Source organism: Bradyrhizobium sp. CB2312 (genome assembly GCF_029714425.1).
Taxonomy (GTDB): domain Bacteria; phylum Pseudomonadota; class Alphaproteobacteria; order Rhizobiales; family Xanthobacteraceae; genus Bradyrhizobium.
On record NZ_CP121668.1, the window covers coordinates 4,705,268 to 4,729,991 of the forward strand.

Annotated in this window: 20 protein-coding genes, 3 tRNA genes and 1 pseudogene; 13 read left to right on the forward strand and 11 right to left on the reverse strand. The window is 64.8% G+C overall.

The annotated features are described in order from the left end of the window. Positions 1-83 precede the first annotated feature (83 nt). Positions 84-1,412 carry a multicopper oxidase domain-containing protein gene (locus QA642_RS23175; protein WP_283086654.1) on the reverse strand — a complete coding sequence of 443 codons (1,329 nt, stop codon included), beginning with the start codon at positions 1,410-1,412 and terminating at the stop codon, positions 84-86. Positions 1,413-1,565: 153 nt separating this feature from the next. On the opposite strand from QA642_RS23175, the gene QA642_RS23180 reads away from it, so the two are divergent. From QA642_RS23180 to QA642_RS23220, 9 genes and pseudogenes are all read left to right on the forward strand, one after another. Further along, positions 1,566-1,650, forward strand: a tRNA-Leu gene (locus tag QA642_RS23180). Positions 1,651-1,824: 174 nt separating this feature from the next. Continuing rightward, positions 1,825-3,186: a trigger factor gene (gene tig, locus QA642_RS23185; protein ID WP_283086655.1), complete on the forward strand. Its 1,362-nt coding sequence runs from the start codon at positions 1,825-1,827 to the stop codon at positions 3,184-3,186. Positions 3,187-3,449: 263 nt separating this feature from the next. Beyond that, positions 3,450-4,085, forward strand: coding sequence for an ATP-dependent Clp protease proteolytic subunit (locus QA642_RS23190; protein WP_197959283.1), 636 nt, complete (start codon positions 3,450-3,452; stop codon positions 4,083-4,085). A gap of 461 nt (positions 4,086-4,546) precedes the next feature. Further along, entirely contained in the window at positions 4,547-5,818 is a 1,272-nt protein-coding gene (gene clpX / locus QA642_RS23195) for an ATP-dependent Clp protease ATP-binding subunit ClpX (RefSeq protein ID WP_008547851.1), read from the forward strand. Positions 5,819-6,141: 323 nt separating this feature from the next. Further along, positions 6,142-8,565 (forward strand): endopeptidase La, encoded by a 2,424-nt coding sequence (lon, locus tag QA642_RS23200; RefSeq protein ID WP_027559513.1) that lies wholly within the window; start codon positions 6,142-6,144, stop codon positions 8,563-8,565. Positions 8,566-8,630: 65 nt separating this feature from the next. After that, a pseudogene (locus QA642_RS23205) lies at positions 8,631-9,034 on the forward strand (GFA family protein). A gap of 63 nt (positions 9,035-9,097) precedes the next feature. Next, positions 9,098-9,174, forward strand: a tRNA-Val gene (locus QA642_RS23210). A 252-nt stretch (positions 9,175-9,426) separates the two neighbouring features. Continuing rightward, a complete protein-coding gene (locus QA642_RS23215) occupies positions 9,427-9,618 on the forward strand; it encodes a hypothetical protein (protein ID WP_283086656.1) in 192 nt (63 codons plus the stop codon). A gap of 189 nt (positions 9,619-9,807) precedes the next feature. Continuing rightward, positions 9,808-10,668, forward strand: coding sequence for a methyltransferase domain-containing protein (locus QA642_RS23220; RefSeq protein ID WP_283086657.1), 861 nt, complete (start codon positions 9,808-9,810; stop codon positions 10,666-10,668). A 121-nt stretch (positions 10,669-10,789) separates the two neighbouring features. On the opposite strand, the gene QA642_RS23225 is transcribed toward QA642_RS23220, so the two are convergent. The 6 genes from QA642_RS23225 to QA642_RS23250 all read right to left on the reverse strand — a co-directional run bounded on the left by QA642_RS23225 (position 10,790) and on the right by QA642_RS23250 (position 18,016). Beyond that, positions 10,790-11,776, reverse strand: a complete 987-nt coding sequence (locus QA642_RS23225) for a cation diffusion facilitator family transporter (RefSeq protein ID WP_283086658.1) — start codon at positions 11,774-11,776, stop codon at positions 10,790-10,792. A 2-nt stretch (positions 11,777-11,778) separates the two neighbouring features. Continuing rightward, complete coding sequence (locus QA642_RS23230; protein ID WP_283086659.1) at positions 11,779-14,997, reverse strand: CusA/CzcA family heavy metal efflux RND transporter; 3,219 nt, start codon at positions 14,995-14,997, stop codon at positions 11,779-11,781. Beyond that, positions 14,990-15,967, reverse strand: coding sequence for a divalent metal ion exporter adaptor subunit IhpB (gene ihpB, locus QA642_RS23235; protein ID WP_283086660.1), 978 nt, complete (start codon positions 15,965-15,967; stop codon positions 14,990-14,992). The genes QA642_RS23230 and ihpB overlap by 8 nt, the downstream gene beginning before the upstream one ends. Next, positions 15,964-17,238 (reverse strand): divalent metal ion exporter subunit IhpA, encoded by a 1,275-nt coding sequence (ihpA, locus tag QA642_RS23240; protein WP_283086661.1) that lies wholly within the window; start codon positions 17,236-17,238, stop codon positions 15,964-15,966. Before ihpA ends, ihpB begins: the two co-directional genes overlap by 4 nt. A gap of 57 nt (positions 17,239-17,295) precedes the next feature. After that, a complete protein-coding gene (locus QA642_RS23245) occupies positions 17,296-17,655 on the reverse strand; it encodes a hypothetical protein (protein ID WP_283086662.1) in 360 nt (119 codons plus the stop codon). Positions 17,656-17,773: 118 nt separating this feature from the next. Next, positions 17,774-18,016 carry a hypothetical protein gene (locus QA642_RS23250; RefSeq protein ID WP_283086663.1) on the reverse strand — a complete coding sequence of 81 codons (243 nt, stop codon included), beginning with the start codon at positions 18,014-18,016 and terminating at the stop codon, positions 17,774-17,776. A gap of 370 nt (positions 18,017-18,386) precedes the next feature. Here QA642_RS23250 and QA642_RS23255 point away from each other — a divergent pair, with 370 nt between their 5' ends. Beyond that, complete coding sequence (locus QA642_RS23255) at positions 18,387-19,280, forward strand: hypothetical protein (protein WP_283086664.1); 894 nt, start codon at positions 18,387-18,389, stop codon at positions 19,278-19,280. A 54-nt stretch (positions 19,281-19,334) separates the two neighbouring features. Here QA642_RS23255 and pepT read toward each other — a convergent pair whose 3' ends face one another. Next, a complete protein-coding gene (gene pepT, locus QA642_RS23260; protein WP_283086665.1) occupies positions 19,335-20,585 on the reverse strand; it encodes a peptidase T in 1,251 nt (416 codons plus the stop codon). Positions 20,586-20,691: 106 nt separating this feature from the next. Next, positions 20,692-20,991 carry an HU family DNA-binding protein gene (locus QA642_RS23265; protein WP_027559498.1) on the reverse strand — a complete coding sequence of 100 codons (300 nt, stop codon included), beginning with the start codon at positions 20,989-20,991 and terminating at the stop codon, positions 20,692-20,694. A 236-nt stretch (positions 20,992-21,227) separates the two neighbouring features. Here QA642_RS23265 and QA642_RS23270 point away from each other — a divergent pair. Both QA642_RS23270 and QA642_RS23275 read left to right on the forward strand, forming a co-directional pair. Next, positions 21,228-21,304 (forward strand) — tRNA-Asp (locus tag QA642_RS23270). 163 nt (positions 21,305-21,467) lie between these two features. Further along, on the forward strand, positions 21,468-21,803 hold the full coding sequence (locus QA642_RS23275; protein WP_283086666.1) for a hypothetical protein: 336 nt from the start codon (positions 21,468-21,470) through the stop codon (positions 21,801-21,803). 57 nt (positions 21,804-21,860) lie between these two features. Here the strand turns inward: QA642_RS23275 and QA642_RS23280 are convergent, their stop codons facing one another. After that, entirely contained in the window at positions 21,861-22,064 is a 204-nt protein-coding gene (locus tag QA642_RS23280) for a hypothetical protein (RefSeq protein ID WP_283086667.1), read from the reverse strand. A 356-nt stretch (positions 22,065-22,420) separates the two neighbouring features. On the opposite strand from QA642_RS23280, the gene QA642_RS23285 reads away from it, so the two are divergent. Continuing rightward, positions 22,421-23,323 carry an alpha/beta hydrolase gene (locus tag QA642_RS23285; RefSeq protein ID WP_283086668.1) on the forward strand — a complete coding sequence of 301 codons (903 nt, stop codon included), beginning with the start codon at positions 22,421-22,423 and terminating at the stop codon, positions 23,321-23,323. 104 nt (positions 23,324-23,427) lie between these two features. On the opposite strand, the gene QA642_RS23290 is transcribed toward QA642_RS23285, so the two are convergent. Continuing rightward, positions 23,428-24,720 carry an MFS transporter gene (locus QA642_RS23290; RefSeq protein ID WP_283086669.1) on the reverse strand — a complete coding sequence of 431 codons (1,293 nt, stop codon included), beginning with the start codon at positions 24,718-24,720 and terminating at the stop codon, positions 23,428-23,430. Between the last annotated feature and the right edge of the window lie 4 nt (positions 24,721-24,724).

Here is a 24,724-nt window from a genome sequence, read left to right on the forward strand (position 1 = left end):
GAGTAGAGCGCAGCGAAACCCATCATCTCAGGCCTTGCGCGATCTCGACGGGCTTCGCTTCGCTCTACCCATCCTACGAGGTCTCACTCCACCGCGTACCACCGCACCAGGCGCGGCGCGGCCCAGTCGGTCGCGACGGATTCGAGCAGCCATCGTCCGGGGGAGGTCGCCGCGAAGGCAATGCGCTGGATCTGGCCGGGCTCGATCGCGAGCGTGTCGAGCCAGTAAGGCTTCCAGCCGTCGTCGAGCTTGTCGAGCAGGCGGAAGGGATGGCCGTGCAGGTGGAAGACGGTGGTGAGAGGGGCGGGATTCTTCAGGGCCAGCACGACGGTGCGGCCGGTCTTGGCGCGGAAGGCGGGGGCCGAGGCGGTGGAGAAGTTTGCAGGCTTTATCCAGCCGGCTTCGGACGCGCCGAGCGCGACATCGAACCGCGGGGCGCCCTTCAGGTCGAGCTTCTCGGGGAGATCGTTCGACGGGAGGGGCTGTGCCGGCAACAGCGGCGCTCGCCGGTCCAGTTCGCCTGAAATCTTGAGGCGGCCAACCTGATGTGCCTCTTTGCCGTCATGCAGCAGGAACGCGGCCGATGTGGCCGTATCCACAAACGCGTCGGCACGTGCACCGGGGGCCAGCACGAGGGCGCCGTTGCGCGCTGGAAATGGCTCGGCCGGCTGCCCGTCCAGGGCCATGACCCGAACCTCATGGCTTTCCAATTTGATCGCCAGAACAGAACGTTGTGAGCCGTTGATGAAGCGTAGCCGTAGCCGCTCATTGGCCGCGGCTGAGAGTTCGAATGAAGTCGTTCCATTGATCGTATAGAGGGGCGTCGTGCCGTCCGCCTCTCGGCCCGGCGGAAGCGCGGTCCCGTCCGGCCGCAGGCGCCATTCCTCGATCAGGAGGACCACGTCACGATCGACGGCGACCCGGCCCGACTCGGCGGCGATGATCGGAAGCGGCCGCGCAGGCTGCTTCTGGGCATCCTCGAAGAGCCGAAAGTCGGCCAACAGGGTCCCTGCATTAGGTATTGAAATAACTGACGTTTCCGTCGTGTCCGGGGCTGCCGGCGCGCGGCCCCGGAGCGGATCGGCCGCCGCCGGGGCATTGAGGCCGTACCAGACTGGCGCAAGCGGCACGGGCAGGTCGTTCCGGAACACCAATTGGCAGTTGTCGAAACGCTTGAGACGCACGTCCCCAAGGTGGCTTACGGCGGTCAGCTCCCAGATTGGTATAGGCGGCTGTCCCGGCCTGAGAGCCAGCGTTGCCGCCCTGGCCTGAAGGGCGAGCTGGGCGGTCATGAGCGGGCCCGCGCCGCCCGCGATCAACCCGGCCGCCGCGGCGCCAAGGGAGACGCTGATGGAGGCACCAAGCCCGGCCAAAACGTCGCGCCGATCAGGGGCAGATATCTGCGTTTTCATGCTCGATCCGGACCATGCCGCGCTGGATAAGTCCAGCCATCGTGCCTACGTAAAGCTTGCCTCCATCAGGCCATTTTTTTGCTGCGAACAGTCAGGCACATGCTATAAGCCCGGCCGCCCGCGGCATCGCGGCCGGTCTTGATGCAAATTCACGCGGGCGTGGCGGAACTGGTAGACGCGCTGGATTTAGGTTCCAGTGACGAAAGTTGTGGGGGTTCGAGTCCCTCCGCCCGCACCAAGCGCTTCTCGCGTTTGCACGGATTACGAGGACCTGCTTCTCGTGGACGTTTGTCCGCCTGAGGCCGGTCCGATGAACCACCGGCGCTGAGGCATTAGCCTTGCGCCGGATCGATTAATGACAGCGTCCCGACGCGCAATGTGCCGGGACCGAGCGAAAAGAAGATTGGACGCCATGCAGGTCACAGAAACCCTCTCGGAAGGTTTGAAGCACGAGTTCAAGATCAGCGTTCCCGCGTCTGATCTCGACGCCAAGGCCGGCGCCAAGCTCGTCGATCTCAAGGACAAGGTCCGCATCAACGGCTTCCGTCCCGGCAAGGTGCCGGTCACGCACCTGAAGAAGGTCTATGGCCGTTCGGTGATGGCCGAGACCATCGACCAGACCATCCGCGACACCAACACGCAGCTGTTCTCCGAGCGCGGCTTCCGCCTTGCGACCGAGCCGAAGATCACCATGCCGACCGAACAGGCCGAGGTCGAGGAGCTGCTGAACGGCAAGACCGATCTGACCTACACGGTTGCGATCGAGGTGGTGCCGTCGATCGCGCTCGCCGACTTCAAGAGCTTCCAGGTCGAGAAGCCTGTCGCCGAAGTCTCCGATACCGACGTCGACGAGGCGATCAAGCGCATCGCCGATTCCAACCGCACCTATGTCGCCAAGGGCGAGGGCGCCAAGGCCGCCTCGGGCGACCGCGTCACCATCAACTTCAAGGGCACCATCAACGGCGAAGCCTTCGAGGGCGGCACCGGCGAGGGCATCCAGGTCCTGATCGGCTCCAACACCTTCATCCCCGGCTTCGAGGAGCAGCTCATCGGCATTGGTGCCAATGAGACCCGCACGCTGAAGGTGTCGTTCCCGAAGAACTACATGAACGACAAGCTCGCCGGCCAGCCGGCCGAGTTCGAGACCACCGCGACCCTGATCGAGTCGCCGCAGGATCTCGCGATCGACGACGAGTTCGCCAAGACGCTCGGCCTTGAATCGCTCGACAAGCTGAAGGAAGCCGCGCGCGAGCGTCTGGCTGCCGAATTCGCGACCGCGACGCGCCAGCGCGTCAAGCGCGCGCTGCTCGATCGCCTCGACGAGGCGCATCGCTTCGAGGCTCCCCCCTCGCTCGTCGAGGAGGAGTTCAATCTGATGTGGAACTCGGTCAAGGCCGAGATGGACTCCGCCGGCAAGACCTTTGCCGACGAGGACACCACCGAGGAGAAGGCGAAGGAAGAGTACCACAAGATCGCCGACCGCCGCGTGCGCCTCGGCCTCGTGCTCTCCGAGATCGGCGAGAAGAACAAGATCACCGTGACCGACGACGAGGTCGGCCGCGCCGTGATCGAGCGCGCCCGCCAGATGCCCGGCCGCGAAAAGGAGGTCTGGGACTTCTACCGCAACAACGCCCAGGCCTTGGCCCAGCTTCGTGCACCGATCTATGAGGACAAGGTCGTCGACTTCATCCTCGAGCTCGCCAGCGTCACCGAGAAGAAGGTCTCGCGCGAGGACCTCTACAAGGACGACGAGGCGGAAAAGACCGCTGCCTGAAAGCTTTGAAACAGCCTTCTATTAAGGATGATCGGCGAAGGGGCCCAGCTAGCCAGATGGCCTGCTGGGCCTCTTTGCGCGAATCAGCTTCAACTCCCTGATCGATTAAGCCTTAATTCGTTCAGGACTTGTCTGGCACGAATTGGGCTATATCTGTCGCTAGCTCTTCTACGAAAGTTCCTGCATCACGGGACGTCCATCGGCCTTCCGGCACATCCAGCCAAGACTGGCGATGTCCGCCTCTCAAAACCCCTAGGTGACTCATGCGCGATCCGGTTGAAACCTACATGAACCTCGTGCCCATGGTGGTCGAGCAGACCAACCGTGGCGAGCGCGCCTACGACATTTTCTCGCGCCTTCTGAAGGAGCGCATCATCTTCGTGACCGGTCCGGTCGAGGACGGCATGTCGACGCTGATCGTCGCGCAGCTGTTGTTCCTCGAGGCGGAAAATCCGAAGAAGGAAATCTCGATGTACATCAACTCGCCGGGCGGCGTGGTGACGTCGGGCCTTGCGATCTACGACACCATGCAGTTCATCCGCCCGCCGGTCTCCACGCTCTGCACCGGCCAGGCGGCCTCGATGGGCTCGCTGCTGCTCGCCGCCGGCGAGAAGGACATGCGCTTCTCGCTGCCGAACGCGCGCATCATGGTGCATCAGCCCTCTGGCGGCTTCCAGGGGCAGGCCACCGACATCATGCTGCACGCCCAGGAGATCCTGAACCTGAAGAAGCGGCTCAACGAGATCTACGTGAAGCATACCGGCCAGACCTACAAGTCGATCGAGGACGCGCTGGAGCGCGACAAGTTCCTGACCGCGAACGACGCCAAGGAATTCGGCCTCGTCGACAAGGTCATCGACAAGCGCGCCGAGGAGCCGGCGCCGGCCAAGGTCCCGTAACACTACTGGGCTCTGGCGGCGATCCACCGGTGGATACCCTGGGGATCGCGCGGCACCGTCAAGGCGGTGTTGACGGTAAGGACGTCTGTGCGCGTCGCACAAAGCGCCGTTTGCGCGCTGCGATGGGCACAAAGTTCCGCTTTCGTGCTTGTTTTTCGTGGCAATCCAGCAACGCCGGGGTGATTTCCATCACTTCGCCCGTGCCAAGACCGGAAATCACGGTATTGTCACGGGTAGCCGGCGACCCCCGATTAGCGAATTCTTGATAGTCGGGTGACAGCATGGTTGGCTATGCATGATCGGCTATGATCGCGGGAGAATCGAGTGACCGTGATTCGCACGGGATGTAAGGCATAGGGTCTTTTTTGGTACGGAATTTGCTCTATTTGAACTTCATACCGGTCTTTCGTGCCGGGATGGAGCGATCGAGCGAGACGATCGAACCGCGGACGGAGACATGAATGAGTAAGGTTGGCACGAGCGACTCCAAGAACACGCTATATTGCTCGTTCTGCGGCAAGAGCCAGCACGAAGTCCGCAAACTGATCGCGGGTCCCACGGTCTTCATCTGCGACGAGTGCGTCGAGCTCTGCATGGACATCATCCGCGAGGAGAACAAGTCCTCGCTCGTGAAGTCGCGCGACGGCATTCCGACGCCGAAGGAAATCTGCAAGGTGCTGGACGATTACGTGATCGGCCAGAGCCACGCGAAGAAGGTCCTGTCGGTCGCGGTGCACAATCACTACAAGCGCCTCAACCACCAGACCAAGCACAACGACGTCGAGCTCGCGAAGTCGAACATCCTGCTGATCGGTCCGACCGGCTCGGGCAAGACGCTGCTCGCGCAGACGCTCGCCCGCATCCTGGACGTGCCGTTCACGATGGCGGATGCGACCACGCTGACCGAGGCCGGCTATGTCGGTGAGGACGTCGAGAACATCATCCTGAAGCTGCTCCAGGCCGCCGACTACAATGTCGAGCGCGCCCAGCGCGGCATCGTCTACATCGACGAAATCGACAAGATCAGCCGCAAGTCCGACAATCCCTCGATCACGCGTGACGTGTCGGGTGAGGGCGTGCAGCAGGCGCTGCTCAAGATCATGGAAGGCACGGTGGCCTCGGTCCCGCCGCAGGGCGGCCGCAAGCATCCGCAGCAGGAATTCCTGCAGGTGGATACCACCAACATCCTGTTCATCTGCGGCGGCGCGTTCGCCGGCCTCGAGAAGATCATCTCGGCGCGCGGCCGGTCGACCTCGATCGGCTTCGGTGCCCAGGTGCTCGCGCCGGAGGACCGCCGGACCGGCGAGATCTTCCGTCACGTCGAGCCTGAGGACCTCCTGAAGTACGGCCTCATCCCTGAATTCGTCGGCCGTCTGCCCGTCGTGGCGACGCTCGAGGACCTGGACGAGACCTCGCTGAAGAAGATCCTGACCGAGCCGAAGAACGCGCTGGTGAAACAGTACCAGCGGCTGTTCGAGATGGAGAACATCGAGCTGACCTTCGCCGACGAGGCGCTTGGCGCGGTTGCCCGCAAGGCGATCGAGCGCAAGACCGGCGCGCGCGGCCTGCGCTCGATCCTCGAGGCGATCCTGCTCGAGACCATGTTCGACCTGCCGGGCCTGGAAGGTGTGGAAGAAGTCGTGATTTCGCGCGAAGTCGTGGAAGGCACGGCCCGTCCGCTCTACATCTACGCCGATCGCTCCGATCGCGCGGTCGAGAACGCCAGCGCCTAAATTGCGGCGTTGGAACGCTCCAAACGTCTTATCGGTTGAGGGCTGCGGAATGCTTCTCCGCAGCCCATGTTGCGTCGCTTACCTGTGTGCGTAAGCGCCTGATGGCGCGCGTATTTCAATGACTTGACACCCCCCGGGTCGATAGCCACCTAATGTCGGCGGCGAGCGAGAATTCCGTTCAAGATTCGCCGCTGTTCCGATCCGGCAAGCCTGGGCCAACCTGCGAATGATAGACCGGTTCTGCCGATCACCTCGGCACCTTGTGGCGGTTGCGCATAAGACAGCGGGCTGCGTGCAAGGGGGCAAAGCAAAAGGAAAAGGCCATGACTAATCCAAAACCCCGGCCAACCATCGTCCATGGCGAGGCGCACGCTTATCCCGTGCTGCCGCTGCGCGATATCGTCGTCTTCCCGCACATGATCGTTCCGCTGTTCGTCGGTCGCGAGAAGTCGATCCGCGCGCTCGAAGAGGTGATGAAGAACGATGCGCTGATCATGCTCGCGACGCAAAAGAACGCGTCCGACGATGATCCGGCGCCCGATGCCATCTACGAGACCGGTACGCTGGCCAGCGTGCTCCAGCTCTTGAAGCTTCCCGACGGCACCGTGAAGGTGCTGGTCGAAGGGCTCGAGCGTGCGCGCGTGCAGAAATACACCGATCGCGCCGATTACTACGAAGCCACCGCCGTTGCGCTTGCCGACACCGATGCGAAGTCGGTCGAGGCCGAGGCGCTGGCGCGCTCGGTCGTGTCCGACTTCGAGAGCTATGTGAAGCTCAACAAGAAGATCTCGGCCGAGGTCGTCGGCGTGGTGCAGGCGATCACCGATTTCGCCAAGCTCGCCGACACCGTTGCCTCGCATCTCGCCGTCAAGATCGCGGACCGCCAGGGCATCCTGGAGACGCTGTCGGTCACCACGCGCCTCGAGAAGGTGCTGGGCCTGATGGAGAGCGAGATCTCGGTGCTGCAGGTCGAGAAGCGCATCCGCTCGCGCGTCAAGCGCCAGATGGAGAAGACCCAGCGCGAGTATTATCTCAACGAGCAGATGAAGGCGATCCAGAAGGAACTCGGCGACGACGACGGTCGCGACGAGCTCGCCGATCTCGAAGAGAAGATCTCCAAGACCAAGCTCTCCAAGGAAGCGCGCGAGAAGGCGCAGCATGAATTGAAGAAGCTGCGCCAGATGTCGCCGATGTCCGCGGAAGCGACCGTCGTGCGCAACTATCTGGACTGGCTGCTGTCGATCCCGTGGAACAAGAAGTCCAAGGTGAAGAAGGATCTGGAGGCGGCGCAAGCCATCTTGGATTCCGATCACTACGGTCTGGAGAAGGTCAAGGAGCGCATCGTCGAGTATCTCGCCGTGCAGTCGCGCGCCAACAAGCTGACCGGACCGATCCTGTGCCTCGTCGGGCCTCCCGGCGTCGGCAAGACCTCGCTCGGCAAGTCGATCGCGAAGGCGACCGGACGTGAGTTCGTGCGCGTCTCGCTCGGCGGCGTGCGCGACGAGGCCGAGATCCGCGGTCACCGCCGCACCTATATCGGCTCGATGCCTGGCAAGATCATCCAGTCGATGCGCAAGGCCAAGTCGTCCAATCCGCTGTTCCTGTTGGACGAGATCGACAAGATGGGCGCCGATTTTCGCGGCGATCCGTCCTCGGCTCTGCTCGAGGTCCTCGACCCCGAGCAGAACGGGACCTTCAACGATCACTATCTCGAGGTCGACTACGATCTCTCCAACGTGATGTTCATCACGACCGCGAATACGCTCAATATTCCCGGGCCGCTGATGGACCGCATGGAGATCATCCGGATCGCGGGTTACACCGAGAACGAGAAGGTCGAGATCGCGCGCAAGCATCTGATCCCGAACGCGGTGTCCAAGCATGGCCTGGACTCCAAGGAGTTCTCGATCGACGACGACGCGCTGCTGCTTCTGATCCGCCGCTACACCCGCGAAGCGGGCGTGCGGAACCTGGAGCGTGAGCTTTCGACACTCGCCCGCAAGGCGGTGAAGGAGCTGATGATCTCCAAGAAGAAGTCGGTCAAGGTCACCGAGAAGACTCTGGAAGAGCTTCTGGGCGTGCCGAAGTACCGCTTCGGCGAGATCGAGAGCGAGCCGCAGGTCGGCATCGTCACCGGCCTTGCCTGGACCGATGTCGGCGGCGAGCTGCTGACCATCGAAGGCGTCATGATGCCCGGCAAGGGCAAGATGACGGTCACGGGCAATCTGCGTGACGTGATGAAGGAGTCGATCTCGGCGGCGGCGTCCTACGTCCGTTCCCGCGCGATCAACTACGGCGTCGAGCCGCCGCTGTTCGATCGGCGTGACATCCACGTGCACGTGCCGGAGGGCGCGACGCCGAAGGACGGTCCGTCCGCTGGCGTGGCGATGGCCACCGCGATCATCTCGGTCATGACCGGCATCCCGGTCCGCCACGATGTCGCGATGACCGGCGAGATCACGCTGCGCGGCCGCGTGCTGCCGATCGGCGGCCTGAAGGAGAAGCTGCTGGCTGCTGCCCGCGGCGGCATCAAGACGGTGCTGATCCCCGAGGACAATGCCAAGGATCTCACGGAGATTTCCGATGCGATCAAGGGTGGCATGGAGATCATCCCGGTCTCGCGTCTCGACGACGTCGTCGCCAAGGCGCTGGTCAAGAAGCCGGTGCCGATCGTCTGGGAAGAGGACACCAAGGTGACGGTGAAGCCGGACGGTGATGAAGCGGCCGGCGGCCTGACCGCTCACTGAGAACGCAGTTCAAAAAGATGATAAAACGGCGCCTTCGGGCGCCGTTTTTGTTTTGAGGACTGGTCATGCAGGTCGACGGACAATGCCATTGCGGCAAGATCACCTTTGAGGCCGAAGTCGACCCTGAGGCGGTCTCGGTGTGTCACTGCACCGACTGCCAGACGCTGACCGGCTCGCCGTTCCGGGTCACCGCGATCTGCACCCAGGCTGAGGTCAAGCTCACCGGCGGCACGCCAAAAATCTACGGCAAGCGCGGCGACAACGGCCGGATGCGCTTCCAGCACTTCTGCGCGGACTGCGGTTCCCCCCTGTTCACCAGCGGTGAGGGCGACCAGGCCGACGATTGGGGCATCCGCTGGGGCAGCATCCGCCAGCGCGATGCGCTGCGGCCGGTGAGGCAGATCTGGTGCAGTCGGCGGCGGTCTGGATCGACGCGGTGCCGCTGCTGCCGGGACGGCCGCAGGATTGAGGTCCCGGAAATGGAGTTCCGCGCTTGCCCGTCCGGGGCCTGTGAGGCTAAAGAGGCGGCGAGGGGCGGTTAGCTCAGCTGGTTAGAGCATCTCGTTTACACCGAGAGGGTCCGCGGTTCGAATCCGTGACCGCCCACCAGCCTTCACTCGCTTCGCGAGTTTCGGCTGGGTAAGCCGGCTTAGACCTCCAAGCCAGCTCAAACGTCATTGACGCGATGCGGGCGAAGGCCGCCGCGCCGGAGCCCAACGGACCAAGGCGGGCTTTTGCCAGGCACCCGGCGCCGTGAAAGAGACCCGTAGCGGGTCCAAAATTGCCTTCGTTCGGTCATCTTTTCGATCGCACCGCGAACCACCGTTCCAGTTCCCCTAATGAGCGTGGAGTATCGCCGTGATGAGTGATCTTCGCACGAAGTTGGAAAGGTACGAGGCCAAAGCCGCTCACTGCATGAAAGCAGCTCAGGAAGCGAGCGACGAAGCCGGCAAGGCTTTTTATCAGGAGCTTGCCCGCTATTACGACGAGCTGGCAACGGACTTCCGCCGGGTTCTTGCGAAGCGAACTGGAGCCTCGCTGGCGGCCGAATGACTTTGCGTAGCGCATTGGCGTAGCGCAGCTCGGCAGTAAGTGCTCTCACCGTCCGTCGATCTCTGACGCCGTGCAACGCGGCGCGAACGGAGGCATGCCTCGCCGACAGGTGGACAGAGCAGCCCCGGTTGACGGCGTCATTGCTTTTCGGCATCGGGGTCTTTCGACCGAGTTGCCAGAGGGGCACCCATGGAACAGCCAAGCGGACACGCAGAGAACGCCGACCAGATCGCCTATTGGAACGGCCCGAGCGGGCAGCGCTGGGCGGACCGCCATGCGGCGCAGGAGAAGCTGCTCGGGCCGATCGCCGACGTCCTGATCGACCGTGCCAAACCAAAGCCGGGCGAGCGGGTGATCGATGTTGGCTGCGGTTCCGGCGCGACGACGTTTGCGTTCGCGAAGGCCGTCGCGTCCGATGGCTTTGCGCTCGGCCTCGACGTCTCCGAGCCAATGCTGTCGCAGGCGCGGGCGCTGGCGCCAAAGGGCCTGCCGCTGGATTTCGTGCTGGCGGATGCGACGGTGCATCCATTCGAGCCGGCGAGCTTTGATCTCCTCGCCTCGCGCTTCGGCGTGATGTTCTTTGCCGATCCCGTCGCGTCTTTCTCCAATCTCCGCCGCGCACTGAAGCCCACCGGGCGGCTCGCTTTCGTCTGCTGGCGTGAGCCGAAGGAAAACCCGTGGATGATGGCGCCGCTGATGGCGGTCTACAAACACGTCCCGAAGATGCCGCCGGTCGGGCCGGAGGAGCCGGGCCCGTTCGCCTTCGCCTCCGAAGAGCGCGTGATGCGCATCCTGAAAGGTGCCGGCTTCGCGGACGTCGCGATGGAGCCGCACAATCTCGCCATGGATATCGCCATCGGCGGCGGTCTCGACGCCGCCGTCGACGGCTCACTCCAGATCGGCCCCGCCAGCCGCGCGCTGCAAGGGCATCCGCCGGAGACCTATGAGGCCGCCAAAGCCTCGATCCGCGAGACGCTCGCGCCGTTCCTGAAGGGGCAGAGCGTGGCGCTGCAGGGCGCGATCTGGATCGTCACGGCGACGGTGGGGTAGGCGCGGCTCTCTCTACGACCGTCATTGCGAGCGCAGCGAAGCAATCCAGAATCCCTCCGCGGACACAGTCTGGATTGCTTCGCTTCGCTCGCAATGACGATGTGGATAGGTCTGTCGTCCCTCACACCACATCATCCGGCGCCAGCGCGCAGCCATTGTCGGGATGCGTCTCGACCTGGAGCGTGGTGTGGCCGATGCGGAACGATGCTTTCAGCTGCTGCGCCGTCTCCATCAGGAATGCGTCGCCGGAGCCGCCGGGCATGACGAGGTGACACGTGAGCGCCGTCTCGGTGGTCGAGATCGGCCAGACGTGGAGATCGTGGATTCCTGTTACGCCCGGCCGCGCCAGCAGGAATGCCTTGATCGCGGCGAGGTCGGTGCCCTTCGGCGCGGCCGCCATCGACATGTCGATGGAGCCGCGCAAGAGGCTCGTCGTGCTCCAGAGGATGGTGGCGCAGATCACGAGGCTGGTGACGGGATCGAGCCAGAGCCAGCCGGTCCAGATGATCAGCGCTGCCGAGACCACGACGCCGAGCGAGACCGCGGCGTCGGCCGCCATGTGCAGATAGGCGCCTTCGATGTTGATGTCGTCCTTGCGGCCGCTTGCGAACAGCATGGCGGTAAAGCCGTTGACGAGGATGCCGATGCCGGCAACCACCATCACGGTGACGCCCGCGATTGGCTCCGGCTCGCGCAGCCGCAGGATCGCCTCCCAGCCGATCGCGCCGGTCGCGACCAATAGGAATACCGCGTTCGCCAGCGCCGCCAGGATGGTGGAGGCGCGCAAGCCGTAGGTGAAGCGGCCGCTCGGCGCGCGCTTTGCCGCGACCGAGGCGCCCCAGGCCACGACCAGGCCGAGCACGTCGGACAGGTTGTGGCCGGCGTCCGCGAGCAGCGCGGTGGAGTTGCCGATATAGCCATAGACCGCCTCGGCCACGACCAGCGCGGTGTTGAGGGTAATGCCGATCGCGAACGCCTTGCCGAAACTGGCGGGCGCGTGAACATGCGCAGCACCATGATCATGGCCATGCGCGTGGTCATGGCCGTGACCATGATTATGCGAATGGCCCGCATGATCATCATCGTGATGATGGTCGTGGCTGCCCAATCCTAGCGCTCCCCGGAAGCCGCCAAATCGGGCGCCATTGTAGGCGTTTCGTTTGCCACGTCACGGCGGAACAGCACATAGAGCGCCGGCAGCACCAAGAGCGTCAGCACCGTCGAGGAGATGATGCCGCCGATTACCACGGTCGCGAGCGGCCGCTGCACCTCGGCGCCGGCGCCGGTTGCGAGCGCCATCGGCACGAAGCCGAGCGAAGCCACGAGCGCCGTCATCAGCACCGGGCGCAGACGGGTCAGCGCGCCCTCGCGCACGGCTTCCGCGATGGGCCGCCCCTCGCTGCGCAGCCGCTCGATGAAGGCGATGATGACGAGCCCGTTGAGCACGGCGACGCCCGACAGCGCGATGAAGCCGACGCCGGCGCTGATCGACAGCGGGATGCCGCGCAGCAGCAGAGCCGCAACGCCGCCGGTCAGCGCCAGCGGCACGCCGGAAAACACCAGCGCCGCATCCGCCGCCGATCCCATGCCCATGAACAGCAGCAGGAACACCAGCAGCAGCGCCACCGGCACGACGATCGTCAGCCGCTTGGTGGCGGAGACCAGCTGCTCGAACTGTCCGCCCCAGCCGATCCAGTAGCCCGGCGGCAGCTTGACCTTTTCGGCGACGGCGGCTTCCGCCTCGCTCACGAAGGAGCCGAGGTCGCGCGCGCGGACGTTGGCGGTGACGACGATGCGCCGCTTGCCGTTCTCGCGGCTGATCTGGTTGGGGCCGGGCGTCGTATCGACGGTTGCGACCGACGACAGTGGCACGTAGCGCATCTGGGCGAGGGGAGAGCCGGTGAGCGCTGTGCGGATCGGCGCGCTGGCCGCGGCGTCCTCGCCCGGCGGCAGCGGGATCGGGATGGCGCGGATCGCCTCGAGATTGCCGCGCAGCCGCTCGGGCAGGCGCACGACGATGTCGAAGCGGCGGTCGCCCTCGAACAGCTTTCCGGCCGACTTGCCGCCCACCGCGATCTCGACGATGCCCTGCACCTCACTGATGCTGAGCCCATAGCGGGCGAGCGCCTGGCGATCGAGGCGGACAGTGAGGATCGGCAGGCCCGAGACCTGCTCGATCTTGACGTCGCTGGCGCCGCGGATGCCGCGGATCGCCGCCTCGACCTGCTTTGCCGCACCTTGCAGGATGTCGAGGTCGTCGCCGAAAACCTTGATGCCGACGTCGCTGCGCACGCCGGAGATCAGCTCGTTGACACGAAACTGGACCGGCTGGGAGAGCTCGTAGGCGCTGCCAGGAATGTCGTCGGCGGCCTTGTCGATGGCTTCGATCACTTCCGATTTCGGCTTGTCCGGGTCGGGCCATTCGGCGCGCGGCTTCAACATGATGTAGCCGTCTGTCTGCGCCGGCGACATCGGGTCGGTGGCGACCTCCGCGGTGCCGATGCGGGTGAAGAACTCCTTCACCTCCGGAATCTGCGTGATGCGCTTTTCCAGCGCCTTCTGGAGGTCCAGCGACTGGGTGAGGCTGGTCCCGGGAATCCGGATCGAGGCCAGCGCGACATCGCCCTCGTCCAGGCTCGGAATGAACTCGCCGCCCATTCGCGAAGCGGCGATGCCGCTCGCGACCACGATGACGACAGCCATGATCGCGACGGCGGCACGGTTGTCGATGGCAAAGCGGAGCAGGGGGAGATAGGCACGCGTTGCCATCCGCATGAACAGGTTTTCGTGCTCGGAAACCTTGCCCGTAACGAAGATGGCAACCGCCGCCGGCACGAAGGTGATGGAGAACAAGACGGCCGCGCCCAGCGCCATCAGCACGGTCAGCGCCATCGGCGTGAACATCTTGCCCTCGACGCCCGTCAGCGTCAGCACGGGCAGATAGACCACTGCGATAATCAGCGTTCCGAACAGGCTCGGCTTGATGACTTCGCTCGACCCGCGCTGGATCGCGCGCAACCGTTCGGCGGTCGTGAGCAGGCCGCCTTTCTCGCGCTGGGCCACCGCCAGCATGCGCAGGCAATTCTCGACGATGATCACGGCGCCATCGACGATGATGCCGAAGTCGATCGCACCGAGACTCATCAGGTTGGCGCTGACCCTGGTCTCGACCATTCCGGTGATGGTCATGGCCATCGACAGCGGAATGACGCAGGCCACCACCAGCGCGGCGCGGATGTTGCCGAGGATCAGGAACAGCACGGCCACGACCAGTGCCGCGCCTTCCACAAGGTTGTTCTGGACCGTGCGGACCGTGGCCTCGACCAGATGGGTGCGATCGTAGACGGTTCGCGTCACGACGCCCTCGGGCAGCGATTTGGCGATGTCCTCGAGACGGGCCGCGACACGGCGCGCCACCGTGCGGCTGTTCTCGCCGATCAGCAGCATGGCGGTGCCGAGCACGGTCTCCTCACCGTCACGCGTCGCCGCTCCCGTGCGCAAATCGCGGCCTTCGGTGACGGTGGCGATGTCCCGGATCCTGACGGGATTGCCACCACGCGAGCCGATCACGACATCCTGGATCTCGCCGATACTGCCGACCTGGCCCGGCGACCGCACCAGATATTGCTCGCCGTTGCGCTCGATATAGCCGGCGCCGACATTGGCGTTGTTGGCGGCCAGCGCCGTCATGACGTCGCGAAAGCCGAGCCGGTAGGCCATCAGCTTGCCGGGGTCCGGCAGCACGTGGAATTGCCGCTCGAAGCCGCCGATGGTGTTGACCTCGATCACCCCCGGCACGTTGCGAAGCTGCGGCCGGATGATCCAGTCCTGCACGGTGCGCAAGTCGGTCAGCGAATAGTCATGGCCGCCTGGTGCCTTCGCGCCCGCCTTGGCCTCGACGGTGTACATGAAGATTTCGCCAAGCCCGCTCGAGATCGGGCCCATTGCGACCTCGACGCCGGCCGGCAGCTGGTCCTTCACCTGCTGGATGCGCTCGCCCACGAGCTGGCGGGCGAAATAGATGTCGGTGCCGTCCTTGAAGACCACCGTCACGTGGCTGAGGCCGTAGCGCGACAGCGAGCGCGTGTAGTCGAGCTTGGGCAGCCCGCCCATCACGGTCTCGACCGGGAAGGTGATGCGCTGCTCGGTTTCGAGTGGCGAGTAGCCGGGCGCGCGAGTGTTGATCTGCACCTGCACGTTGGTGATGTCGGGTACGGCGTCGATCGGCAGGCGCTGGAAATTCCAGCCGCCGAATGCGACGGCGCCGAGCGCGAGCAGGAGGACCAGCCAGCGCTGCTTCAGCGAGGCGGCAATGAGGCGCTCAATCATGCTCGGCCTCCCCCTTGCCCATCTCGGCCTTCACCACAAAACTGTTCTCCGCGACGTAGTGCTCGCCGGCGGAAAGGCCCGCCTTGATCTCGACATGGCGCGGGTCGGAGTCGCCAAGCTCGACCGGCCGCGCCTCGATCTTGTCGCCGTCCTCGCGGACGAACACGATGGTCTTGTTCTCCAGTGTCTGGATCGCGCTGCGGCGCACGGCGACGGCGACGTTGCGGGCGGCGAGGATCAGCCGCGCCGTGACGAACAGGCCGGGACGCAGGCGTCCGTCCGGATTGGGCAGCACCACGCGCGCCAGCGCGGTCTGGGTCTCGCTCGAGCCGATCGGCGCCATGTAGGAGATCGTGCCTTTGATCTCGCCGCGGCCGTCGTCGGGGTCGATCAGCACCTCGTCGTTGATGCGCACGCGTCTGAGATCCTGCCGGTAGATCGACAGATCGACCCAGATGGTGGAGAGATCGGCGACGACGAAGGCCGGCTTCTGCTCGGAGGCATATTCGCCGAGCGAGATCTGCCGCTCGATAATGGTGCCGGCAATCGGCGCCTTAAGCTCGTAGACTGTCAGGCTCTGGTTGCTCTCGATCGCGGCGAGGAGGTCGTCCTTGCCGACCTTGTCGCCAATGCGCTTCTGGATCGATTTTGCAAGTCCGGGAAAGCGGGGTGTGACCTGAACCACTGCCTCCTGGTTGGCGCGCAAGATGCCGTTGAAGGACAGCGTGTCGGTCAGCGTCGCGCTCGCGGCCTCGGCCAGCGTGACGCCGGCCGCGGCCAGCTTGACGTCGGAGATGCGGATGCGGTCGGCGCCGTGCTCGTCCTGCTCGACATGGTCGTTCGGCTTCTTCTGCTCGGAATGTTCGGCATGGTCGGTATGCGCGACCTTGGCTGGTGCAAGCATCGAATAGCCGTAAGCGCCGAGCGCGGCGGCCACGACGGCAACGAGGATGGTGGAGACTGTCTTCATCGTGCGCTCTCCCGCGCGAGCGTGAAGGGATTGCCGACGAGGCCTTCGATGGTGGCAACGCCGACATGGAAGTTTTGCAATGCCTCCTGCTCGCGCAGGCGCGCCTGCGTCACGCTCGCCTGGGCGTCGAGCACTTCGAGCAGGGTGAAGCGGCCTTGGCCATAGCCTTGCGAGATCGCTTCGGAGGCTTCGGTCGCCTTGGGGATCGCGGTCTCGCGCAGCACGGCGAGCTCGCGCAGCGAGCCCTGAAGCGAGTCGTAGGCGCGGCCGGCGACCACGATCAGCGTGTTGCGGCTCGCCTCGCGCTCGGCCCTGGTCTTGGCGAGGCTCTCCTGCGCCGAGAGGATGTTGCCCTGGTTCTGGTCGAACACGGGGATCGGTACCGAGACGGTGAGGCGCACCGCGTCGTCATTGGTCTCGTTGAAATGGCGCCAGCCGGCGGCGATGCGCACGTCGGGGTAGGGCCGCAGGCGCGCCATCAGCAGCTCGGCATTGCGCTGGGCATAGACCGCGGTCCAGCGGACCAGCTGCGGATTGGCGTCGATGGCGGCGACCACCGACTGGAACGGCGGCGGCTTGCCCATGGTGTCGAGCCGGCCGGAGACCTCGCCGAATTTCGCGGCGGGATCGCCCATCAGCACGGCAAGCTCGCGCCGCACGCTCGCCAGCGTCGCCTTGAAGCGCTCGCGGTCGGCCTTCACCAGCGCCGAGGCGACCTCGGCGCGGCCGGTCTCGGCCGGCGAGGAGGCGCCGGCCTCGACGCGGCGGCGCAGCAGCGGCGTCAGCCGGTCGATCGCGGCGATCTGCTCGTCGAGGATCTGGATGCGCCGCTGCGCGCCGAGCACGCTGAGGAAGGCGATCGCGGTCTCCGACAGCACCTCCAGCCTGACCGCCTTGCGCTGGATCGCGGCGACCTCGATGCCGGCCGCGCCGGCGGCGATCCGCGCCTCGCGCTTGCCGAACAGCTCGAAGGCCTGGCTGATCTGAAGCGTGGTCTCGGCCGATCTCGTGCCGCGATAGATGCCGGAGCCGAACGAGTTGTCCTGCTCATAGGACAGTTCCGGGTTGAGCAGTGCGCCCGCCTGGATGCGCTGGCCGGTGGCGATGCCGACATCGCGCTCCGCCGCCGTCAGGCGCGGGCTCGAGGCCAGCGCGCGCGAGAGCGCCGCGCGCATCGTCAGCGTCTGCGCGTGTGAGGTCAGCACCAGCGGTGGGCTGACGAGAAGAGCCATCGCGCATGCCATGCGCGCGGCCGTTCGCCTGGAAAGCATGAATAGGACCTGTGAAGGAGACGAGATGGGCGCATAGCCAGCGCCCGGCTGATCCGCTCAGGTCAGATGCTTGGGGGGCGGGGAGTCGGTATCGGGGACGATGCCGGTGCGATGGGGCTCGGGCTCCGGATGCGGAGCCGCCACAAGCGGGATCGACGTGCTCGATGGTGCCGGCTGAACGACCGCGACCGAGAAGCAGCCATGGCAATGATGCCCCCCGATCGCCTTGTGATCGCTGTGTCCGGCAGTATCGAGCACCGCCGCAATTTCCAAGCCGCCGGCAGGCGTAGTCACGTCGATGTCATGGAGGCCGTGCAGCGCGCCGGCGAGCAGATAGACCACCGCAATCAACACGGACAGCAGGCCGCGCCAGTTGCGCGGTCGGCGGGATGCTGAGGGCTGGCGGGTCGCGAGCACGATGTAACCCTGGTTGCGGTCTGCGCCCGGCCTAGCATGGCGGTGGGAACAGTGTCGACCCGCAACATTGTTACGTCCCAGGAACATTTGCCGCAGCAGCGCGAGCTGCGAGCACTTCTCACGGGCGGGCGATCACACGCGGGTCCAAGGCGAGCGTGTCGATCGCGGCCGCGCGCGTCGGCTCCGGAGCATGGCTGATGTCGTCAGCCTCGACCGTGATGACGGCGTGACAGCTCGCCTCCATCGCCCGCTCCAGCCATTTGATGGCTTCATCGATCCATTGATCATGGTGCTCGGGATCGGCGAGGGCCTTCTCCCGGAATATATCCGCCTGATGCAGGCACGCCGTTCTGCGGTCCACGCGCCTCTCCCGATTTGCAGGTCCCGCCCCGACCGCATCTTTGATGATCCCGCCGCCGGCGTCGTTAACATAGGACAGGCAGCGGGCAGGTCAGCCGGTCAATACACACGGAAAGGCCCCAGCTCCGGGGCTGCCCGGCTGGGGCCTTTTGTGCTCACAATCTTCATCCTTGGGACTTGGACAGACAATTCGCGTCTCGCCGGTTCGTTCCACGGGGCCGTGCCGAATTAGGAACGTTCCTCGTTCCTCCCGATTAGCGATTGGGAATGTTGAGGAGGACGGACCATGGACGGACTGATTTATCTGATCGGCTTGATCGTCGTGATCATGGCGATCCTGTCGTTCTTCGGCTTGCGCTGAGAGAGCCGTGATGACAATCGAAACTCTCGTGCAGGAAGACGTGATGGAGGGCGGCGCGGCGATCGTCGAGGATCGCCGGACCATCCAATGGGGCTCGGTGCTGGCGGGCGCCTTCGCCGCCGGAGCGATGTCGTTCATCCTTGTCGGCTTTGGCGTTGCCATCGGCCTCGGGGTCAGCTCGGCCTCGCCGACATGGCGCGATGCGTCGGCGGCGCTGGCGCTGCTGTCCGGGCTGTATCTGATCATCCAGGCGATCGTCAGCTTCGGCTTCGGCGGCTACATCGCCGGACGGACCACGCGACCGGCGCCGGCGCTGGCGACGATCGAGGATGATGGCGAGCGGCGGGACGGGCTGCATGGCCTGACGTCCTGGGCGCTTGCCGTGCTGATCGGCGCAGCGCTGCTGGCGATCCTCGGTGCGGCCGCACTCGACCGTTCGCCGCTGCGCAGCGGAGCCGGCAATGTCACCTCCGCCGAGCCGCTGCTCAGCTACGAGCTGGACAAGCTGTTCCGCGCGCCGCGCAGGCCTCCCAACACCGACATGCGGGAAGCCCGCGCCGAGGCCGGACGCATCCTGATGACGTCTTCGAGCCATAGCGGTGTCAGCACCGATGACCGAGCCTATCTCGTGCAGCAGGTTGCCGCTGCCACGGGATTGGCAGCACCTGATTCCGAGCGGCGGGTCGACGCGATGATCGCGGAATCCCACACGGCGATCAACCGCGCGCGGCGCAACTCGATCATCGTGGCCTTCTCGGTTGCGGCGGCGGCCCTGATCGGCGCCGCAGTCGCCTGGGGTGCCGCCGTTGCCGGCGGACGCCACCGCGATGGCGAGCCGTTGCCGAACTGGATGGCAAGCTCGAACCGCTTCCATCGCAATCCGCGGGCGATGCCGGTGCCGTAGATAACCTGCAACATGATGGCCGGGACCAGCCCGGCCATCCCTGTCCTCGAGAGGCTAGGCCTTCTCCTCCCAGATCATCGCCAGATGCACGATGGTCTGCACCGCCTTCTCCATGTCCTGCCGGCTCACCCATTCCAGCCGCGAGTGGAACGCGTGCTCGCCGGCGAAGATGTTGGGGCAGGGCAGGCCCATGAAGGACAGGCGCGAGCCGTCGGTGCCGCCGCGGATCGCGGTGTGCATCGGACGCAGGCCGGCGCGGCGAATCGCCTCGATGGCGTATTCGAGCACGTGCGGGTGACGGTCGATCACCTGCTTCATGTTGCGGTACTGCTCGCGCACCTCGAACGTGTAGGTCGAGCGCGGATAGTCCTTCATCACGTCCTTGACGATGCCCTTGAGCAGGGCCTCCTTCTCCTTCAGCCCTTCCTCGGTGAAGTCGCGCACGATGAAGGACAGCGTCGCCTGCTCCAGCGCGCCGTCGATTCCGACCGGATGCAGGAAGCCCTGCTTGCCTGAAGTCGTCTCCGGCGAGCAGCCTTCCCTCGGCAAGCGCTCGACGATGGCGGCCGCGATCTTGATCGCGTGCTCCATCTTGCCCTTGGCGTAGCCGGGATGGGCGCTGACGCCGTTGATGGTGATGGTGGCGCCGTCGGCCGAGAAGGTCTCGTCCTCGACGGTGCCGGCGCTCTCGCCGTCCATGGTGTAGCCGAAATCGGCGCCGAGCTTCTTCAGGTCGACATTGTCGACGCCGCGGCCGATCTCTTCATCCGGCGTGAACAGGATCTTGATGGTGCCGTGCTTCACGTCGGGATTGTTGATGAAGAAATGCGCGGCATCCATGATCTCGGCGACGCCGGCCTTGTTGTCGGCGCCCAACAGCGTGGTGCCGTCGGTGGTGATGATGTCGTTGCCGATCTGGTTCTTCAGCGCGGGGTGCTCATTGAAGCGGATCACCTGGCTGGGATCGCCCGGCAGCGTGATGTCGCCGCCGCGATAGTTCTTCACCATTTGCGGCTTGACGTCCTTGCCGGTGACGTCGGGCGAGGTGTCCATGTGCGAGCAGAAGCAGATCACCGGCACCTTCTTGTCGGTGTTGGCCGGGATCGTTCCGTAGACGTAACCATACTCGTCGAGATGCGCGTCCACGACGCCCATCGCCTTCAGCTCGGCGGCGAGCACGCGGCCGAGGTCCTTCTGTTTCTCGGTCGAGGGCGAGTGAGGGGATTCCGGATCGGACTGGGTGTCGATGGTGACGTAGCGCAGGAAGCGCTCGGTCACGGTGTGCGAAAAGGAGAGGGAGGACATTTTCTGGTCAACCGCCGGGTCTTTGGGGAAGCAGGCGGTATATCAGAAAAGCGGGCCGTGATGCGGCCGGATCAGATGGGATCAGGCTTAACGAGACGTAAGCCGCTCAGATCGCCTCTTTCAGTTCCTTGACCGGGCGGAACGCGACCTTCTTGCTGGCCTTGATGTGGATGGCCTCGCCGGTGGCGGGATTGCGGCCGGTGCGGGCGGCGCGCTTGCGGACCTGGAGGATACCGAGGCCGACGATGCGGACGCGGTCGCCCTTCTTCAGGTGCTTGGTGATCAGCTCGACCATGTCGGTGAGGACGGCCTCGGCGTGCTTTTTCGACAGGTCCTGGCTCTCCGCGATGTCGGCGGCGAGGTGCTTGAGCGTGATGGTGGCGGGAGCTGCAGCCTTCTTCGCCATGTCTGACCTCCTCGATTCCTCGCGAGGTCTCGGGGAGTGCCTCGGAACCACGCAAGTGACGGAAGGCGTAGACGATTCGGGGCTGAACTGACTACGTCGCGAGAGGTGGAGGAGCCTCTCCACGCACGTAATCGGCGGGGGACGGGACTATTCCGGCTTTAGGTACCAACGTCCTTGACTTCACTTGGTCCGGCCTTTAATTCCCCCCTCGTTCCGCGCGGACACATACGCGTCACGCGGGAGTAGCTCAGTTGGTTAGAGCGCCGGCCTGTCACGCCGGAGGTCGCGGGTTCGAGCCCCGTCTCTCGCGCCATTTTTGGCGGAATCTCAATAGCTTACATGCCGGCCTGAGCCTTCCTGACACCTGGTCGGGGTGAAATCCCTCTGTTTCTGATTTTGCCCGTGGCGGGCGATGTGCGCAAACACGCCGACACGGCGACGACTGGCCAAAACGGGGGCTTGGCGGAAGCGATCTCATGCAGGCAGCCGATTTCAGCGCAACGCTGCAAAATTTGTTCGCGAAGGGCGTGCGCTACGGGACCGTGGTCGATCTCGGCTGTGCCGATGGACACTTCGTGCTCAACCACCTGTCCTGTCTTGGCGGTGCGGTGCCGTTCAACATCGATGCCAACGGGATCTACGAAGACTCCCTCCGGGCCATCAAGGAGGCGCTTGGCGGGGACTATCGCATCTGCGCCATCACCGACCACGAGGGTGAGATCCAAATTGCAGAGTGGGTGGCCACCTCGGATTTCGCCCGTTCGGGTTGCGCCCGGCGAGCCGGCGCGGTCCTCCGGCATACACGTCCATAAAACGAAACGGCCACCCGAGGCAGCCGTTTGGTATCAAACCGGACCTTCTTCGGTCGATCAGCGGATCTCGGACTGGCCCGCGCTCGTGACCGCCACCGGCTTGCCGGCCTTGATCACGTGGGTGGACTGGGCGGTCTGGTTGTAATCGGCACTCGTGCGGGCTGCGATCCCGAAGCCGGCCACTGCAATGCCGGCAATCAGCGCCACCACCACGATTTTCAGGTGGGTCGCACGATCCGCAGAGTGAATTGAGTGGTTCATCTGAGCCTCCCGACGGGCTTTGCCGCCGTCTATGGGCCCATCTTCTAAGGACCATCTGTTTCTGGATGGTTTCGCGGGATCCTCAAAATGGTTTCATGATTACGCCCGGTTGGTTTCGCCGGGCTTGCGCCATGCAGGGCCGGTGTACACCGCTGCATCAGAGCGCCTGAGGCGGAAAATCATCACGAAAACAACGGGTCGCCCGCGGAGGGAGCCGCAAGGTCAGCCTGCGGTCGTCGTTCCCTGGAGTCAGTGATGTCTTACCTGGCGCGTAATCGCAGACGCGATCGGCCTTCGCGATGATCGTGTCTGTCGGCCGCAAACGACGTGCCGACCGATCTTGAGGGAGACACGCGATGAATCGTCGGACCGTCCTCGAAGCCACCCTGTGTGGGACCGCCCTTGCGGCAGCGTCGGCCGCGAGCGCTCCAGCGGCCCAGCAGACTGCGCGATCGCCCTATGTGACGGCCAGGGACGGCACAAAGCTGTTCGTGCAGGATTGGGGAAGCGGGAAACCGGTGCTGCTGCTGTCAGCCTGGACCTTCGATGCCGGCACCTGGGGCAGTCATATCGCTGCGCTCACTGAGAAGGGTTTCCGCTGCGTCGCGCCCGACAGGCGCGGGCATGGCCGCTCCGAGTTGCCGTCGGCGGGCTACGACCTCGACACACTGACCGATGATGTTGCGGCCGTGATCGAGCAGCGCGACCTGCGCGACGTGACGCTGGTCGGCTTCTCGATGGGAACGGCGGAAGCTGTGAACTATCTCGCGCGCTACGGATCGGAACGGATCGCAAGGCTTGTGCTGGTCGCACCGACGACGCCGTTCCTGGTCAGGACCGAGGACAATCCGGACGCGATCCCGAAGGCGATGATCGAGGCCGACAACGCCGCGATCGCGCGCGACTTCGCCAAATGGATCGCGGCGAACGAGGTCCCGTTCTTCACCGCCGAGACGCCGGAGATCACGCGGACCTGGATCCGGCAGATGATGCTGAGCGTGCCGCTGCCGGTGGCGCTGGCGTGCCGCAAGACGATTGCGTTCGCCGACCTCCGTAAGGCTGCCGCCGGGATCGATCGCCCGACGCTGATCATCCATGGCGACAAGGATGCCAGCGCGCCGCTGCCGTTGACGGGCGCCAAGACCGCCAAGCTGATCAAAGGCAGCAAGCTCATCGTCTATGAGGGGGCGCCGCATCCGCTGCCGCTCACGCATGGCGAGCGCCTGCTTGCGGACATGCTCGCGTTCATGAGCACCTGAAGCATGATCCGGAAAAGTGCGAAGCGGTTTTCCGAAAAGATCATGCTCAACAACAACCTAAAGCGCGATGACGATTCATCCCAATCTCGTCGCGCTTTAGGCGTTCAACTCGCCCGTGCGATGTCGGTGCGGATACTCCGCGCTGCCCAGATGAAGAGCAGGGCGCCGAGCGTGGTCGTGACCGCCGCCGAGAGCAGGGAATAGCGCACGGCGTCGGCGCCATAGCTGCCCTTGAGGGCGTCGTTGACCATGCCCACGGCGAGCGGGCCGACGCCTTGGCCGAAGCAGGTCGCGGTGAGCGCGATCAGCGCTGAGGCCAGCGCCCGCATACTTGGCTTGGCCACCGTCTGCGCGATCGCGAAGATCGGGCCGAGATGGAATCCAACAAGGAACGAAGTCAGCGCCAGCATGGCCACCATCATCGAAAAATCCTGCGTCAGCATGCAGAGCGCGAACACAGGGCCGGCGAGCCCTGAGGTGATCGCGGGCGCCCACAGCTTCCAGCGATCGTCGCGGCGGCTCACTTGCGCCACCACGAAGCCGCCGAGCAGGGTGCCGGCCATGCCCGCGAGCCCCTTGAACGTGCCGGCATAGGTGCCGATCTCGGCGCTCGACAGGTGATGCACGCGCGCAAGGAACGGCGGGATCCAGGCCGCGGTGGCGTAGTTCGTGTAAGTGGTCAGGCAGAAGCCGATCAGCACGATCACAAAACTCTTCTGCGAAGCCAGGAAGCGGAGCGTCGGCCCGAGCGGCTCGGGCACAAAATTCTCCTGCATCGCGCCGCGCTTCGGCTCGGAGATCGTCAGCCACAGGATGGCAGCGAGCAGGATGCCAGGCAGGCCCGCGACATAGAACGCCATCCGCCAACCATAGTGCTGGTTGACGTAGCCGCCGACGAAATAGCCGAGGAACACGCCGAGATAGGTGCCGATGGCGTAGATGCCGAGCGCGCGCGGGCGCTCGTTCTTGGCGAAGAGATCGGCGACGATCGATTGCGAGGCGGGGGAGCCCGCGGATTCGCCGATGCCGACGCCGATGCGGGCGAACGCCAGCGAGGTCACGCTGGTGGCCGCGCCGCACAGCGCCGTCATCGCGCTCCAGAACGCGAAGGCGACGGCGACGATGTTGCGCCGGTTGAGCCGGTCGGCGACGCGCGCGATGGGGATGCCGAGCAGGGAATAGAACAGCGCGAAGCCGAAGCCGGCGAGCAGGCCCATCATGGTGTCGCTGAGGGCAAACTCCTTCTTGATCGGCTCGATCAGGACGTTGAAGATCGTGCGGTCGAGGAAGTTCAGCGCGTAGATGATGGTGAGCAGCCCGAGCACGTAATAGCGACGTGCCGAGGGCTTGGCCGCGGCGTCTGTTTGCACCGACACCTGTGACGTCACATCGACCATCGCT